The 14,646-nt window shown below is 70.4% G+C and carries 15 protein-coding genes; 10 read left to right on the top strand and 5 right to left on the bottom strand.

From position 1 onward, the window contains the following. Nucleotides 1-28 precede the first annotated feature (28 nt). Together Q9S78_RS02535 and Q9S78_RS02540 are read left to right on the top strand one after the other, a co-directional pair. On the top strand, nt 29-1,474 hold the full coding sequence (locus tag Q9S78_RS02535) for a GH1 family beta-glucosidase (RefSeq protein ID WP_311868699.1): 1,446 nt from the start codon (nt 29-31) through the stop codon (nt 1,472-1,474). After that, complete coding sequence (locus Q9S78_RS02540; RefSeq protein ID WP_018187907.1) at nt 1,471-2,505, top strand: LacI family DNA-binding transcriptional regulator; 1,035 nt, start codon at nt 1,471-1,473, stop codon at nt 2,503-2,505. Before Q9S78_RS02535 ends, Q9S78_RS02540 begins: the two co-directional genes overlap by 4 nt. 37 nt (nt 2,506-2,542) lie before the next feature. Here the strand turns inward: Q9S78_RS02540 and Q9S78_RS02545 are convergent, their stop codons facing one another. From Q9S78_RS02545 to Q9S78_RS02555, 3 genes are all read right to left on the bottom strand, one after another. Continuing rightward, nucleotides 2,543-3,415 carry a VOC family protein gene (locus Q9S78_RS02545; protein WP_311868701.1) on the bottom strand — a complete coding sequence of 291 codons (873 nt, stop codon included), beginning with the start codon at nt 3,413-3,415 and terminating at the stop codon, nt 2,543-2,545. 38 nt (nt 3,416-3,453) lie between these two features. Then, nucleotides 3,454-4,812 carry a uracil-xanthine permease family protein gene (locus Q9S78_RS02550; RefSeq protein WP_311858526.1) on the bottom strand — a complete coding sequence of 453 codons (1,359 nt, stop codon included), beginning with the start codon at nt 4,810-4,812 and terminating at the stop codon, nt 3,454-3,456. A gap of 78 nt (nt 4,813-4,890) precedes the next feature. Continuing rightward, nucleotides 4,891-5,826: a phosphoribosylaminoimidazolesuccinocarboxamide synthase gene (locus Q9S78_RS02555; RefSeq protein WP_311868704.1), complete on the bottom strand. Its 936-nt coding sequence runs from the start codon at nt 5,824-5,826 to the stop codon at nt 4,891-4,893. On the opposite strand from Q9S78_RS02555, the gene Q9S78_RS02560 reads away from it, so the two are divergent. From Q9S78_RS02560 to Q9S78_RS02570, 3 genes are all read left to right on the top strand, one after another. Beyond that, on the top strand, nt 5,825-6,373 hold the full coding sequence (locus Q9S78_RS02560) for a hypothetical protein (protein WP_311868706.1): 549 nt from the start codon (nt 5,825-5,827) through the stop codon (nt 6,371-6,373). The genes Q9S78_RS02555 and Q9S78_RS02560 overlap by 2 nt on opposite strands. A gap of 64 nt (nt 6,374-6,437) precedes the next feature. Further along, nucleotides 6,438-7,061 carry a PadR family transcriptional regulator gene (locus Q9S78_RS02565; protein ID WP_311859568.1) on the top strand — a complete coding sequence of 208 codons (624 nt, stop codon included), beginning with the start codon at nt 6,438-6,440 and terminating at the stop codon, nt 7,059-7,061. Continuing rightward, nucleotides 7,058-8,548, top strand: coding sequence for an MFS transporter (locus tag Q9S78_RS02570; protein ID WP_018187913.1), 1,491 nt, complete (start codon nt 7,058-7,060; stop codon nt 8,546-8,548). Before Q9S78_RS02565 ends, Q9S78_RS02570 begins: the two co-directional genes overlap by 4 nt. 7 nt (nt 8,549-8,555) lie before the next feature. On the opposite strand, the gene purD is transcribed toward Q9S78_RS02570, so the two are convergent. Then, entirely contained in the window at nt 8,556-9,827 is a 1,272-nt protein-coding gene (gene purD, locus Q9S78_RS02575) for a phosphoribosylamine--glycine ligase (RefSeq protein ID WP_311868711.1), read from the bottom strand. 44 nt (nt 9,828-9,871) lie between these two features. On the opposite strand from purD, the gene Q9S78_RS02580 reads away from it, so the two are divergent. From Q9S78_RS02580 to Q9S78_RS02590, 3 genes are read left to right on the top strand one after another with little or no spacing between them, the layout of a single operon-like run. Next, the gene (locus Q9S78_RS02580; RefSeq protein ID WP_018187915.1) at nt 9,872-10,225 is read left to right on the top strand and encodes a sterol carrier family protein; all 354 of its coding nucleotides are present in this window, start codon (nt 9,872-9,874) and stop codon (nt 10,223-10,225) included. A 48-nt stretch (nt 10,226-10,273) separates the two neighbouring features. Further along, nucleotides 10,274-11,026 carry an HtaA domain-containing protein gene (locus Q9S78_RS02585; protein WP_311868718.1) on the top strand — a complete coding sequence of 251 codons (753 nt, stop codon included), beginning with the start codon at nt 10,274-10,276 and terminating at the stop codon, nt 11,024-11,026. A 22-nt stretch (nt 11,027-11,048) separates the two neighbouring features. Continuing rightward, nucleotides 11,049-11,366: a potassium transporter Trk gene (locus tag Q9S78_RS02590; RefSeq protein ID WP_116227868.1), complete on the top strand. Its 318-nt coding sequence runs from the start codon at nt 11,049-11,051 to the stop codon at nt 11,364-11,366. Here the strand turns inward: Q9S78_RS02590 and Q9S78_RS02595 are convergent, their stop codons facing one another. Next, a complete protein-coding gene (locus Q9S78_RS02595; protein WP_311868721.1) occupies nt 11,367-11,975 on the bottom strand; it encodes a zinc-binding alcohol dehydrogenase in 609 nt (202 codons plus the stop codon). A gap of 79 nt (nt 11,976-12,054) precedes the next feature. Between Q9S78_RS02595 and purM the strand changes: the two genes are divergently transcribed. Both purM and purF read left to right on the top strand, forming a co-directional pair. Beyond that, nucleotides 12,055-13,173, top strand: coding sequence for a phosphoribosylformylglycinamidine cyclo-ligase (gene purM, locus Q9S78_RS02600; protein WP_311868723.1), 1,119 nt, complete (start codon nt 12,055-12,057; stop codon nt 13,171-13,173). Between the two features lie 9 nt (nt 13,174-13,182). Next, complete coding sequence (gene purF, locus Q9S78_RS02605; RefSeq protein ID WP_020097678.1) at nt 13,183-14,646, top strand: amidophosphoribosyltransferase; 1,464 nt, start codon at nt 13,183-13,185, stop codon at nt 14,644-14,646.

The following is a 14,646-nucleotide window of genomic DNA, read 5'->3' on the forward strand; positions in this document are numbered from 1 at the left end:
CGTGCTTTCGCAGGAGTACTCTGCCCCCGTGCCCGCTCGAATCCCGCGTCCCTTCCCGACCGACTTCCTCTTCGGAGCGGCGACCGCCGCGTACCAGATCGAAGGAGCCGCCTTCGAAGACGGTCGTACCGCGTCGATCTGGGACGCGTTCAGCCGTGTCCTGGGCGCGGTCATCGGCGGTGACAACGGGGATGTCGCGTGCGATCACTACCACCGCTACCGGGGCGACGTCGCCCTCATGAAGGAGCTCGGCCTCGACACGTATCGGTTCTCGACGTCATGGTCGCGCGTGCGTCCCGACGGCGGCCCGGTCAACCCGAAGGGCATCGACTTCTACGAGCGTCTCGTCGACGAGCTCCTGGGCGCGGGCATCCGTCCCTGGCTCACGCTCTACCACTGGGATCTGCCGCAGGCGCTCGAGGAGCAGGGCGGGTGGACGGCGCGCGAGACGAGCGAGCGGTTCGCGGAGTACGCGCTCTCGGTGCACGACGCCCTGGGGGACCGGGTCACCGATTGGACGACCCTCAACGAGCCGTGGTGCTCGTCGTTCCTCAGCTACACGGGAGGGATCCACGCTCCCGGCCGGTTCAGCATCGGTGACGGGATGCTGGCATCCCACCACCTGCTGCGCGGACACGGTCTCGTGGTCGACGAGCTGCGCCGCCGCGATCCCGCGCTGAACCTCGGCATCACGCTGAACCTCACGGTCGCCGAGGCGGCCGATCCGGCGAAGGCCGAGGACGTCGACGCCGCACGCCGGATCGACGGCCAGTTCAACCGCTGGTTCCTCGACCCGATCTTCCGCGGGAGCTACCCGGCCGACATCGTCGAGGACATCCGCGCCGTCGACCCCGAGGCCGTCGCGCGGTTCGAGGCATCCGTCCATCACGGCGACCTCGAGACGATCTCGCAGCCGCTCGACGCGCTGGGCGTCAATTACTACCACGGCGAGTTCGTCGGCGGCACGGCCCCGGCCGACCCGCCGCTGCCGGGCGATGCGCCGACCGACCGCGTGGTGGGTTCTCCGTGGCCGGCGGGCGACGGCATCCACTGGTACGAGCGCGGACTGCCTCGCACGGCGATGCACTGGGAGGTGCAGCCCGCAGGGCTCACGGTGCTGCTCGAGCGGGTCTGGGACGAGTACGCGAAGGATGCCGGTACCGCCCTGTTCGTGACCGAGAACGGCGCGGCCTACGACGACGAGAGGGTCGTCGAGGGCGGCGAGGTCCGGGTGCACGACGCGGACCGCGTCGAGTTCCTGCGCGGCCACCTCGCGGCGATCCTCGACGCCGCCGATGCCGGCGTCGACGTGCGCGGCTACTTCTACTGGTCGCTCATGGACAACTTCGAGTGGGCGTGGGGGTACGACAAGAGGTTCGGGCTGATCCGGGTCGACTACGCCACGCAGGAGCGGACGTTCAAGGACAGTGCTCTGGAGTATCGTCGGGTCATCGCTGCCCGAGCGATCGAATGACAGCACTCTCCGAGGTGGCCGTGCCCGATACCCTTCACTCTCCCGTGACGATCGAAGAAGTCGCCGCGGCAGCGGGGGTCTCCCGGTCCACCGTCTCGCGCGTCGTCAACGGGTCGACGGCCGTCAGCCCCGCCGCGCTCGAGGCCGTCCGCCGTGCGATCGACGAGCTCAACTACGTGCCCAACCGCGCGGCGCGGTCGCTGGCGAGCCGCGCGACGATGGCGATCGCCCTCGTCGTCCCCGAGGACACGACCCGGTTCTTCGGAGACCCGTTCTTCGCGGCCATCGTGACGGGCATCAACAAGCGCGTCTCGAAGTCGGACTACGTCCTCAACCTGATCATCGCGAGCGATGATCCGAACGACAAGGCGACGGAGTACCTCCGCAGCGGCGCCGTCGACGGCGCGATCATCGTCTCGCACCACACGAGCGACGCCTTCATCGACCGGATCGCCGCGGCCGTGCCCGTCGTCTACGGCGGCCGACCCGTGCGTGAGCGTGAGCGGGACTACTACGTCGACGTCGACAATGTCGAGGGTGGCCGGCTCGCGACGCAGCACCTGCTCGACCAAGGCCGCACCCGCCTCGCGACGATCACCGGCCCCACCACGATGCCCGGCGGCATCGACCGTCTGACGGGCTTCCTCGAAGCGCTGGATGCCGCGGGCCTGGCGCCCGTCGCGGTCGAGGACGGCGACTTCACCGCCGCGGCGGGGGCCGCGGCCGTCCGGCGGATCCTCGACTCCGGTGCGGCGTTCGACGGCCTCTTCGCGGCGAGCGACCTCATGGCGCGGGGGATCCTCGTCGAGCTCGCTCGTGCGGGACTCCGCGTCCCCGAGGACGTCGCGATCGTCGGGTACGACGATTCGCCGGTCGCCACGTCGGTCTCACCGACCCTGACGACGGTGCGGCAGCCGTCGCTCCAGCAGGGCGAGGTCATGGCGGACGTTCTGCTGACCTTGTTGGCGGGCGGTCTCCCGCCGCGCGAGACGCTGCTCGAGACGCAGCTCGTGGTGCGCGAGTCCGCCTGAGGGTTCCTGCGCCGCGCGCGCGGGCTGGTGCGTCGGTTTACCGGACGGCGGCGTGGAGGACGTTGCGCCACGGGTCGGTGAACGACACCGTGCGTCCGTCGTCGGCGATCTGCACGCCGTGGTGGCTCAAGCGGTCGCCGAGCTCACCGAGGCTGTCCTGATCGGGCAGGGCCAGGTCGACCCGGCCGAGACCGAGGGCGGGCATCCTCGGCCCGGCGCCGCGGGAGTTCCAGACGTTCATCGCCATGTGGTGGTGGTAGCCGCCCGCGCTCACGAAGAGCGCTGAGCCGCCGAGCTCGGCCGTCACGTCGAAGCCGAGCGCGTCGACGTAGAACTCTCGCGCGGTCCGCACGTCACCGACCGAGAGGTGGACGTGACCGACGGATGCCGCATCATCGGCGCTCGCGCCCTGGGTCGCGGCATCCGTCAGATGTTCACGGAGGAACGCGTTGGGGTCGAGGTAGAGGGTGTCCATCTCGACCTGGCCGTGGGTCCACGACCAGGCGGTGCGTTCGCGGTCCCAGTAGAGCTCGATGCCGTTGCCCTCGGGGTCGGTGGCGTAGAACGCCTGGCTCACGAGGTGGTCGGCGCTACCGGTGAACGACTGCGGAGCGTGCCGCGCGAGCGAGAACAGCGCGGCGGCCAGGGCCGTCTGCGATTCGAAGAGGATCGCGGTGTGGAACAGGCCCGCGGCGCCGGCGGGTGCGTGGCGGAGCGACGGCTCGTGACGGAGGACGACGATCGGGCGCCCGGCGCGGCCCAGCGTGACGGTGTCGCCCGCCGCGTCGAGCACCGCGAGCGTGACGACGTCGCGGTAGTACCGCGTCATCCCGTCGAGGTCGCCGACGAGCAAGGTGACCGCGCCCATCGAGGTGGTGGGGGCGAGCCGGTCGAGCGCGGACGTATTCATGTGAATATGCAACGCGGCCGCGCCCGACGTTGTTCCCGTCAGTCCGGGTCGCCGCCGAGCTGTCCGATCGGGACGATGGGACCGCCGTCATCCGCTCCGGTCTTGCGGGCCCGGGCGATGGCATTCCCGGCGTGGTAGATCACGAGCGCTGCCACGGTACCGAGCACGATGCCGCCGAACTGCAGCTGACCGAGATCCATCGTGAAGTTCGCGATCGCGATGACGAAGGCGACGGCGACCGTGTACTGGTTCACGGGGCGCGAGAAGTCGACCTGGTTGTCGACCCAGATCTTGATGCCGATGACGCCGATGAGGCCGTAGAGCGCGGTCGTGACGCCGCCGATCACGCCACTCGGGATCGTGAAGAGCACAGCACCGACGACGGGTGAGAACGACAGCAGCACGGCGATGATGCCGGCCACCCAGTACGCCGCCGTCGAGTAGATGCGGGTCGCGGCCATGACGCCGATGTTCTCGCCGTAGGTGGTCGTGCCCGAGCCGCCGAACGCGCCGGCGAGGGTCGTCGCAAGGCCGTCGGCGAGAAGGGCGCGGCCGGTCCGCTTGTTGACCGTGGGGTCGCCGGTCATGGTCGCGACGCCGCGCACGTGGCCGACGTTCTCGGCCACGAGGACGAGCACGACGGGCAGGAACATCGGCAGGAGGCCCCACGCGACCGGATCGCCGAAGGAGGGCAGGTGGAAGGTCGGAAGGCCGATCCACTGCCCCTGGTCGATCAGGGTGGTGACGCCCGAGAAGTCGACGCGGCCCATGATCAGCGCGGCGATGTAGCCGACGACGACGCCGAGGAAGATCGAGACGCGTCCGAGGATGCCGCGGAACAGCACCGCGAACAGGATGCACGCGACCAGGGTGATGGTCGCGAGCACGGCGTCGGTCTTGAAGTTGTTCCACGCGGCCGGCGCGAGGTTGAGACCGATGAGGGCGACGATCGCGCCCGACACGACGGGGGGCATGAGCTTCTCGAGCCACCGCGTTCCCGTCGCCTGCACGAGGAAGCCGATGCCGGCGAGCAGGATGCCGGCGACGAACACGCCGACGAGCGCCTGGCCGATCTGCTCCGGGCTGTCGAGCGGCTTGCCCTGGCCCGGGCCGAAGGCGGTGATCGGCGCGATGAACGCGAACGACGAGCCGAGGTAGCTGGGCAGTTTGTTGCGCGTGAGGAGCAGGAACAGGAGCGTGCCGAGTCCCGAGAACAGCAGCGTCGTGCTGACGGGGAACCCGGTCAGCAGCGGCACCAGGAACGTCGCGCCGAACATGGCCACGACGTGCTGTGCGCCGATCGCGATCGTGCTGCCCCAGCCGAGACGCTCGCTCGGGGTGACGACGGCTCCGGGGGCGACGCGGCGTCCGTCGCCGTGAAGGGTCCAGATGGGCATGCGCGTGCTCCTCAGATGGTGGGGGATGCCTGGGGTCAGGCTACCTGGGAGCAGGCTGTACGTGCGGGAGCGACGCTGTCAGGACGTGAGGCGTTCCAGGAGTTCGCGATACTTGGCCGCGGTCTGCTCGACGACGTCGGCCGGCACGGCAGGAGGCGTTCCCTCTTTGTTCCAGTTCGCCGCGAGCCAGTCGCGGATGATCTGCTTGTCGAAGCTCGCCATGCGTTCGGCCGGCGTCGAGCCGGTGCGCCAGGTCTCGGCATCCCAGTACCGCGACGAGTCGCTCGTGAGGACCTCGTCGGCGAGGGTGAGGACGCCGTCGGTGTCGTAGCCGAACTCGAACTTCGTGTCGGCGAGGATCAGTCCCTTCGCCTCGGCGAGGGCGGCGGCGCGGCGGTAGACCTCGAGCGACGCGTCGCGCAGCGCGGCCGCGCGGGCCTCGCCGACGAGCTCGACGCTGCGCTCGAACGAGATGTTCTCGTCGTGCTCGCCGAGCGGTGCCTTGTACGCGGGGGTGTAGATCGGCTCGGGCAGGCGATCCCCGTTGTGCAGGCCCGAAGGGAGCGGGATGCCGCAGACCGTGCCGTCGGCCTGATACTCGGCCCACCCCGACCCGGTGAGGTACCCGCGCACGACGCACTCGATCGGCTGCATGTCGAGTTCGCGGACCACCATGGCGCGGCCGGCGACCTCGGCGGGCGGCTCGACGCCCTCGATCAGGTGATTCGGGATCGGCCGGCCGCCGTCGGCACCCGCGAGCTGCGCGAACCACCACAGGCTCAGGCGCGTGAGGAGCTCGCCCTTACCCGGGATGCCGGGGTCGAGCACCTGGTCGAACGCGCTGACGCGGTCACTGGCGACCACCAGCATCCGTCCGTCCGAGCCGTCGGCGGGGCGGTAGAGGTCCCGGACCTTGCCCGAGTACACGTGGGTCCATCCGGGCAGGGCAGTCGCGGCATCCGTCACCCGGCCATTATCGCGGGCGGCGCGTGCCCGTGCGTACCCTGTCGTCATGCGCCGCCCGCTCCTCGCCTTGACCGCTCTCACGCTGTCGCTCGGTCTGAGCGGCTGCATCTCCACGACGGGGGTGGACGACGCGGCGCCCTCGCCGAGTCCGTCCATGCCGGTGTCGTCCGCGCCGTCGCCGTCCTCGACTCCGTCCCCGTCTGCATCGCCGGAGTCCGAGGAGCCGGCGGACCCGCCGTACGACATCCCTGTCGAGGATCCGCTCGAGGCGAGCCGACTCGTCTTCACCGGTGACGCGGTCGGCGTCGAGCCCGTGACCTCCCTGAACGTGTCGGCCAGCGCGGTGCGCGACCAGGAGTACACCCTGGAATTCGACTGCATCCCGCGTGACGCGACCATCACCCTCTCGTTGAGTCCCGCGGCCGGCGAGGACGAGCCGCCCGTGACGATCAAGGGGCCCCTCACCGTCACGCAGGGGTGCGGTGCCCCGGGGCGTCTGACGGGAATCACCGTCGACCGCATGGTCGGCATCCAGATCACGGCGATCACCGACGGCGTGGATCGGGCGTGGGCGATCCTCCGCGCGGCCGACTGACGACTGCGGCTTCATCTCGAACAGGCGTATAGTCCACGTGGACTAATCGCTCGGAGGGAGGCCCATGACGGATGCCGTCTCGCGGCTCACCCCCACCGCGATCATGCTCCTCGCGCTGCTGCACGAGGACGACATGCACACCTACGAGATGGTGCGCCTGCTGCGCGAGCGCCGAGCCGATCGCATGATCGCCCTGACCCACGGCACGATCTACCACACGGTCGCCCGCCTCGAGCGGCAGGGTCATATCGCCGAGGTCGGCAGCGACCGCGCCGGCAACCGGCCCGAACGCACGACGTACACGCTGACGGATGCCGGTGACACCGCGCTCCTCGTCTGGATCCGTCGCGAGCTGGTCTCGATCGACGATCCCGAGCGGTTCCGCATCGCCCTCACCGAGGCGCACAACCTCGGCCGGGACGAGGTGATCGAGCTGCTCGACGCGCGGCGGGAGGGACTCGCGGCATCCCTGAATGCGCACCGGAGTGCTCGCGAGACCGCCATCGCGCACGGGTCCCACCCCCAGTTCCTCATCGAAGTCCACCGGCAGGCCGCCCTGCTCGCCGCCGACATCGCCTGGCTCGACGAAGCGGTCGAGTTCATCCGTCGTCCCGACACCGTCTGGGGTGTCGTCGACATCCCCGTCACCGACCGCTATCTGGCACAGAGAGAATCCGCACGCACATGAGCGAGAGCACGACCACCGTCCGCACGCCGGGCGCACCCCCCGCCCCATCGAATCCGTGGCCCGCCCTCTGGGCGCTCGTCCTCGGGTTCTTCATGATCCTCGTCGACACCACGATCGTCTCGGTCGCGAACCCCGCCATCAAGGCGGCCCTCGACCCGTCGACGAGCAACCTCGACAACGTCGTGTGGGTCACGTCCGCCTACCTCCTGACGTACGCCGTGCCGCTGCTGGTCACGGGACGCCTCGGCGATCGGTTCGGGCCGAAGAACATCTACCTCATCGGGCTCGCGATCTTCACGCTCGCCTCGCTCGCCTGCGGCCTGTCGGGTTCGCTCGAGATGCTGATCCTCGCGCGCGCCGCGCAGGGCCTCGGCGCCGCGCTCATGACGCCGCAGACGATGGCCGTCATCACCCGCACCTTCCCCGCCGAGCGGCGCGGAGCGGCCATGGGCCTGTGGGGTGCGACCGCCGGTGTCGCGACCCTCGTCGGACCGCTCGCGGGCGGGCTGCTCGTCGACGGCTTCGGCTGGGAATGGATCTTCTTCGTCAACATCCCGGTCGGCATCATCGCCTTCGTCCTCGCCGTGCGGCTCGTCCCGCAGCTCGAGACGCATCCGCACCGCTTCGATGTCCTCGGCGTGGTCCTGAGCGCGGTCGCCCTGTTCCTCATCGTCTTCGGACTGCAGGAGGGTCAGCACTACGAGTGGGCCGCGTGGGTCTGGGTCATGATCGTCGCCGGCGTCGCCGTGCTCGCGGTCTTCGTGTGGACGCAGGCGCGCACCAAGAGCGAACCCCTCGTGCCGCTCGAGCTGTTCCGCGACCGGAACTTCGCGATCTCGAACCTCGCGATCGCCGCCGTCGGTTTCACCGTCACGAGCATGGCGCTGCCGATGGCTTTCTTCACGCAGCTCGCCCGCGGTCTCACCCCGACCGAGTCGGCGCTGCTGCTCATCCCAATGGCGGTGCTGTCGGGTGTGCTCGCACCCTTCGCGGGTCGCATCCTCGATCGCGTCGACCCGCGCGTGCTGCTCGTTCCCGGCCTGTCGCTCATGGTGATCGGGCTCATCGGATACGTGCTCCTCATGAACACCGAGGCGCCCGTCCTGCTGCTGCTCATCCCCTCGGCCATCATCGGCGTCGCGAACGCCGGCATGTGGGGACCGCTCGCGACCACCGCAACCCGCAACCTCCCGCCGAAGCAGGCGGGCGCCGGTTCGGGCATCTACAACACGACGCGCACGATCGGTTCGGTCATCGGCTCCGCCGCGATCGCCGCCGTCATGCAGGCGCGCCTCGAGGCGAACCTGCCCGGTGCCGGAGATGCCGCCGGTGGCGACTTCGGAGGCGGTGGCGGGATGCCGCCCGCCGTCGCCGAGGGATTCTCGACCGCCATGGGTCAGGCCATGCTGCTGCCGGCCGCCGTCATCGCGGTGGGCGTCGTGCTGGTGCTGTTCCTGCGCCGCCCGGCGCACCTCGCGAAGCGCTGAGGTTCGCCTAGTTCGAGGCGCTGAGCGCGATGTCGCGGCGGTAGTGCGCCCCCTCGAGCGAGATCTGCTCGAGGGCGGCGTACGCCCGGCCGCGCGCATCGGCGAGGTCCGTGCCGACGGCCACGACGTTCAGGACGCGGCCACCGGTCGCGACGAGTCCGCCGTCGGCGCCCTTCGTCGCCGCGTGGGCGAGGTGGACGCCGTCGACGGATGCCGCGGCATCCGTTCCCGTGAGGGGGCGACCCGTGATCGGCTGCTCGGGGTATCCCTCGCTGGCCAGCACGACGGTGACGGCTGCCTCGGCTGAGAACTCGGGAGCGGGCTCCGACTCGAGCGTGCCGCTCGCGGCGGCGAGCAGCAGCCGCGACAGCGGGGTCGTCAGCCGGGGGAGGACGACCTGGGTCTCGGGGTCGCCGAAGCGCGCGTTGAACTCGATGACCTTCACGCCGGCGTCGGTCAGGATGAGCCCGGCGTAGAGCAGTCCGATGAACGGGGTGCCCTCGGCATCCAGCTGACGGATGACGGGTTCGGCGACCTCGGCGGTGACCTGCGCGACGAACGCCTCTTCGCTGCCGAAGCGGTCGGCCAGCCAGGGGAGGGGCGAGTACGCACCCATGCCGCCCGTGTTGGGGCCCTCATCGCCGTCGAGCGCGCGCTTGAAGTCCTGCGCGGGACTGAGCGCGCGGACCGTGTCGCCGTCGCTCAGGAAGAAGAGCGAGACCTCGGGACCGGCGAGGAACTCCTCGACGAGCACGGGGCCGCTCGGCAGGTACGTGTCGGCATGGGCGAGGGCCGCCTCGCGGTCGGACGTGACGATGACGCCCTTGCCGGCAGCGAGTCCGTCGGCCTTCACGACGTAGGGGGCGCCGTACTCGTCGATCGCGGCGGCGACCTCGTCGCGGGTCTGCGCGCGCGCCGCGCGTCCGGTCGGGACACCGGCGGCATCCATGATCCGCTTCGCGAACGCCTTCGACCCCTCCATCTGCGCGGCAGCCTTGCCGGGTCCGAAGACGGGGATGCCGCGCTCGCGCAGTGCATCGGCGACGCCCGCGACGAGGGGCGCTTCGGGGCCGATCACGACGAGGTCGATGTGCTCCTCGTTGGCGAAGGCGGTGACGGCTGCGGGGTCGTTCTGGTCGAGGTTCCCGACGAGCGTCGCGTCGGCGGCGATGCCGGCGTTGCCGGGGGCCGCGAAGATCTCGTGCCCGGCGCCTTCGGCGACCAGAGCGAGGATGATGGCGTGCTCGCGCGCGCCCGAGCCGAGGACCAGGATCTTCACCCCGCCAGACTACCGAGCGCCGCCCGCGCGTTACGGTGGCATCCATGGCCCGCACCATCACCACCGGAGACGGGCGCGACGCGCTCGCCGCCGTCGCTGCCGGCGGGGCGGCGCGCACCGACCTCGCCACCGCCGTCCGCTATCTGCTGCAACTGCTCGTCGAGAAAGCGCCCGGCAACTCGGTCGAAGTGCGCGTCCCTCCCTTCGGCGCCGTGCAGGTGGTCGAGGGACCGCGCCACACGCGCGGTACCCCTCCGAACGTGATCGAGACGGATGCCGCGACCTGGATCGCGCTCGCGACGGGCCAGACCGCCTGGGCCGACGCCGTCACGGCCGGCTCCGTCCGCGCGTCGGGCGTGCGCGCCAACCTCGACGGGCTCCTGCCGCTCCGCCCCTGACATCTCCGCACCCGCCCGCCGGTACGATCGCCTGCGGAGAGGAACCGCATGCAGGCACGACACCTCGGGGTGGACGCGCGATCGGCGATCCTCGTGATCGCACTGGCGGCCGCTCTCCTCCCCGTCACCGCGCTCCCCGCCCAGGCCGCGCCCCGCACGTGCACCGTCTCGCAGGCGACGGCGGTGTGGGATGCCGGTGCCTCCGACGTGCAGGCGAGCGGGTCGCTCGCTGCCGCTGACGGGATCCTCACCTTCGACAAAGGCACGGGCGTGCTCGAGCCGGTGGCTCCGTCGGGCAGCGCCAGCTTCGACGGCACGCTCGCATACTCGAGTGCAGCCGGCGTGAAGACGACCCTCTCCGCGCCGACCCTCGTCATCGACGGCGACCAGGGATCCCTCCTCTTCGACGTGCAACCCGAGGGCGCCGACCAGATGCCGCAGGCTCCGCTGGCGACGGTCGATCTGCGGGCCGCCGCGGTCTCGGAGTCGGGCGACACCGTCAACCTCGACGGCGTGGGCGCGGCGACCGAGTTGACCGCCGAGGGCCGCGATGTCCTCTGGTCGGGAGTCGCCGGCACGTTCGACCTGACCGTCGTCGCCACCTGCACGACCGCCGAGCCCGCCGTGGCGCCGGCCGGTGACGAAGCGGATGCCGGGGGCACCGGCATCCTGGTCCCGGTCGTCGTGGTGGGGATCGCGGCCCTTCTCGCCGCCCTGCTGGCCGTCGGGTCGGTGCAGCGGCGAAAGCGCAACAGCGCCCGCTCGGCGCAGCCCGAGCCGATCGTCGACCCGCTTCCCTGAGGCGCGGGTGGACAATGGGAGCATGGCCGAGCATTCCGAATCGCACGTCGAGTCCGCTGAGCTGCGTCGGAGTCCCAAGTTCGCCGCCTTCTTCGGCGTCGGCGCTGCCCTCGGCATCCTCGTCGCCCTCATCCTGACCTTCGCCTTCGGTGACGGTCAGATCAGCGAGAGCACGGGCGCGACCTACTCGCAGAGTCAGGTGTTCGGCTTCCTCCTGCTCGGCTGCGTGCCCGCCGGAGTCGCGCTCGGCGGCGTCATCGCGCTGGTTTTCGACCGCGTCCTTGCGGGTCGACACCGGACGGTGCGCATCGAGCGGGAACGCGTCGAAGAGTCCGACTGATCAGGCGAGTTCGGCGATGATCGGCTGGATCGCCGGGTCGAAGGCCGCGACGTCGCCGCGCAGGCCGTCGGTGACCGCGATCGTGAGGGAACCGATCCACCACACGCCCCGCTGCGTCAGTGGGAGCACCTGCACGTTGAGCTCGAACGAGTGCGCGCGCCGACCGACGCGTCGCTCGTGCTCGGCGATCGCGCTCGCATAGGCGCGGTAGCTGCTGGCCGACCCCGACCGGGCCTGCGCGGCGTAGCGCTCGCTCGCCCAGTTCGCGTAGGCGACGGCGTCCTCCGCCAGCGGAGCCATGGCCGCCCGCAGCTCGTCGAACCCCTCGACCGGCAGCACGGCGAGCGTCTCGAACCCGCCGACCAGATCGAGCGGGACGGGGGAGGGATGCGCCTGCGGCTCGACCGACATCGCCCAGTACGCGAGCCATTGCCGCTGCAGCACCGCCGCGTCATCGTCGTCGACGGGCTGCGCGGCGGGAGCGCCCCGCAGATGCGGCAGCTCTTCGGGAGCGCGGATGCCGAGCGCCTGGCGCACGAACAGCGCGACGATCACCGTCGCGCTTGCGTCCTCCCGTACGACCCACTCGGGCCGTTCAGCCCCGCTCATGGCGACATCCTATGGCTCCCCTGTGGTCGGCGTCCCGTAGCGAGGATGGCGGATCACCCTGTCCGGTGGCCGGTAGGCTGTGCGGGTGGCCTCCACCCCCACCAATCCCTATTCCGCTGCCGGCGTCGACACCGCGGCGGGAGACCTCGCCGTCGAGTTGATGAAATCGGCCGTCCGTCGAACCCACGGCCCTGAGGTCCTCGGGGGTGTGGGCGGCTTCGCCGGCCTCTTCGACGCATCCGCTCTGCTCGGCTACGCCAAGCCGCTGCTTGCGACCTCGACCGACGGCGTCGGCACGAAGGTCGCCATCGCGCAGGCGATCGACAAGCACGACACGATCGGCCAGGACCTGGTCGGCATGGTCGTCGACGACATCGTCGTGGTCGGGGCGAAGCCCCTCTTCATGACGGACTACATCGCGACGGGCAAGGTCTTCCCCGAGCGGATCGCTGACATCGTCCGCGGCATCGCCGACGGCTGCTCCGCCACCGGAACAGCCCTCGTCGGCGGCGAGACGGCGGAGCACCCCGGCCTCCTCGGCATCAACGACTACGACGTCGCGGGCGCGGCGACGGGTGTCGTCGAAGCGGATGCCGTCCTCGGCGCCGACCGCGTGCGTTCGGGCGACGTCGTGCTGGCCCTCGCCTCGAGCGGCCCGCACTCGAACGGCTACTCGCTCATCCGCCACATCATCGCGAACGCCGGCATCGGCTACGGCGACAACGCCGCCGACTTCGGCCGGACGTGGGGCGAGGAGCTCCTCGAGCCGACGCGCCTCTACACGTCGCCGCTGCTGCGCGCGCTCGACGCGCACCCCGGGGCGATCCACTCCCTCAGCCACGTGACCGGCGGCGGCATCGCCGCCAACCTCGCGCGCGTGCTGCCGGTCGGCACCTGGGTCGACATCGACCGCTCCACCTGGTCGCCGTCACCCGTGTTCCGCGTCCTCGCCGACATCGGCGGGCTGACGCTCGAGCAGACCGAGGGCACCTGGAACCTCGGCGTCGGCTTCCTCGCAGTCGTCTCCGCCGAGACCGCCGACGCCGCGGCATCCACCCTCTCTGCGGAGGGCATCCACACCTGGCAGGTCGGGACGGTGTCGGATGCGGCACTGCCGGCCGGCGACTACGAGCAGGGCGCGAAGGGCGTCGACGGTGGCGCAGTGCGCCTGGTCGGCTCCTACGCAGAAACGGACTGAGCTACACCTATGTGCGGAATCGTCGGCGTCGTCGCTCAGGGACCCGCCAACCAAGAGGTCTACGACGCCCTGCTGCTGCTGCAGCACCGCGGGCAGGATTCGACCGGCATCGCGACCGCCGAGGCCAGCGGCATCTTCCACATCGCGAAGAACCGCGGCATGGTCCGTGAGGCGTTCCGCACCCGCGACATGCGCTCGCTGCTCGGCACGATCGGCCTCGGCCACGTCCGCTACGCGACGAAGGGCACCGCCTCGAACGAGGAGGAGGCGCAGCCGTTCTACGTCAACGCCCCGTACGGCATCGTCCTCGTCCACAACGGCAACCTGACGAACACGCGCGAGCTCACCGAGGAGCTCTTCCGCACCGACCGTCGTCACCTCAACACGAGCTCCGACACCGAGCTGCTCGTGAACGTCCTCGCGAACGAGCTGCAGCAGGTCATCTCGGGCCTCGAGCTCGACCACGAGCAGATCTTCGAGGCCGTCACGCGCGTCCACCAGCGCGTCGAGGGCTCGTACGCCGCGATCGCCCTCATCGCCGGCTACGGGCTGCTGTCCTTCCGTGATCCCTTCGGCATCCGCCCCCTGATCCTCGGCACCCGCAAGGCCGAGAACGGCCGGTACGAGTGGACGGTCGCCTCCGAGTCGCTCGTCCTCGAGAACGCCGGCTTCGAGGTCGTCCGCGACGTCGAGCCGGGTGAGGCCGTGTTCATCGACCTCGAAGGCAACCTGTTCACGCAGCAGGTCGCGCCGAGCCCTCAGCTCGTGCCGTGCTCGTTCGAGTACGTCTACCTCGCGCGTCCCGACTCGGTCATGAACGGCATCTCGGTCTACGAGGCGCGTTTGCGCATGGGCGAGCGCCTCGCCGACACGATCGCGAAGTACACCCCCGAGGGGTCGATCGACGTCGTCATGCCGATCCCCGACTCGTCTCGTCCCGCCGCGATGCAGGTCGCGCGCAAGCTCGGCATCGAGTACCGCGAGGGCTTCTACAAGAACCGCTACATCGGCCGGACGTTCATCATGCCGGGGCAGGCGATCCGCAAGAAGAGCGTGCGCCAGAAGCTCAATGCGATGTCGACCGAGTTCAAGGGCAAGAACGTCCTCCTCATCGACGACTCGATCGTGCGCGGCACGACCTCGAAGGAGATCATCCAGATGGCTCGGGATGCCGGGGCCAAGTCGGTGACGTTCGCCTCCGCCGCGCCGCCCATCCGCTTCCCCCACGTCTACGGCATCAACATGCCGTCGCGTCACGAACTCGTCGCCTACAACCGGACGATCCCCGAGATCGCCGAGGAACTCGGCTGCGACTACCTCGTCTACCAGGAGATCGACGACCTCAAGGCGGCGATCCTCGAGGGCGCGCCCGACGTCGAAGACCTCGACATGAGCTGCTTCGACGGCCGGTACGTCACGGGAACCGTGAGTGACGAGTACCTCGCCTGGGTCGAGGGCACGCAGGAGTCCTGA

Source organism: Microbacterium aquilitoris (assembly GCF_031932285.1).
GTDB lineage: Bacteria > Actinomycetota > Actinomycetes > Actinomycetales > Microbacteriaceae > Microbacterium > Microbacterium aquilitoris.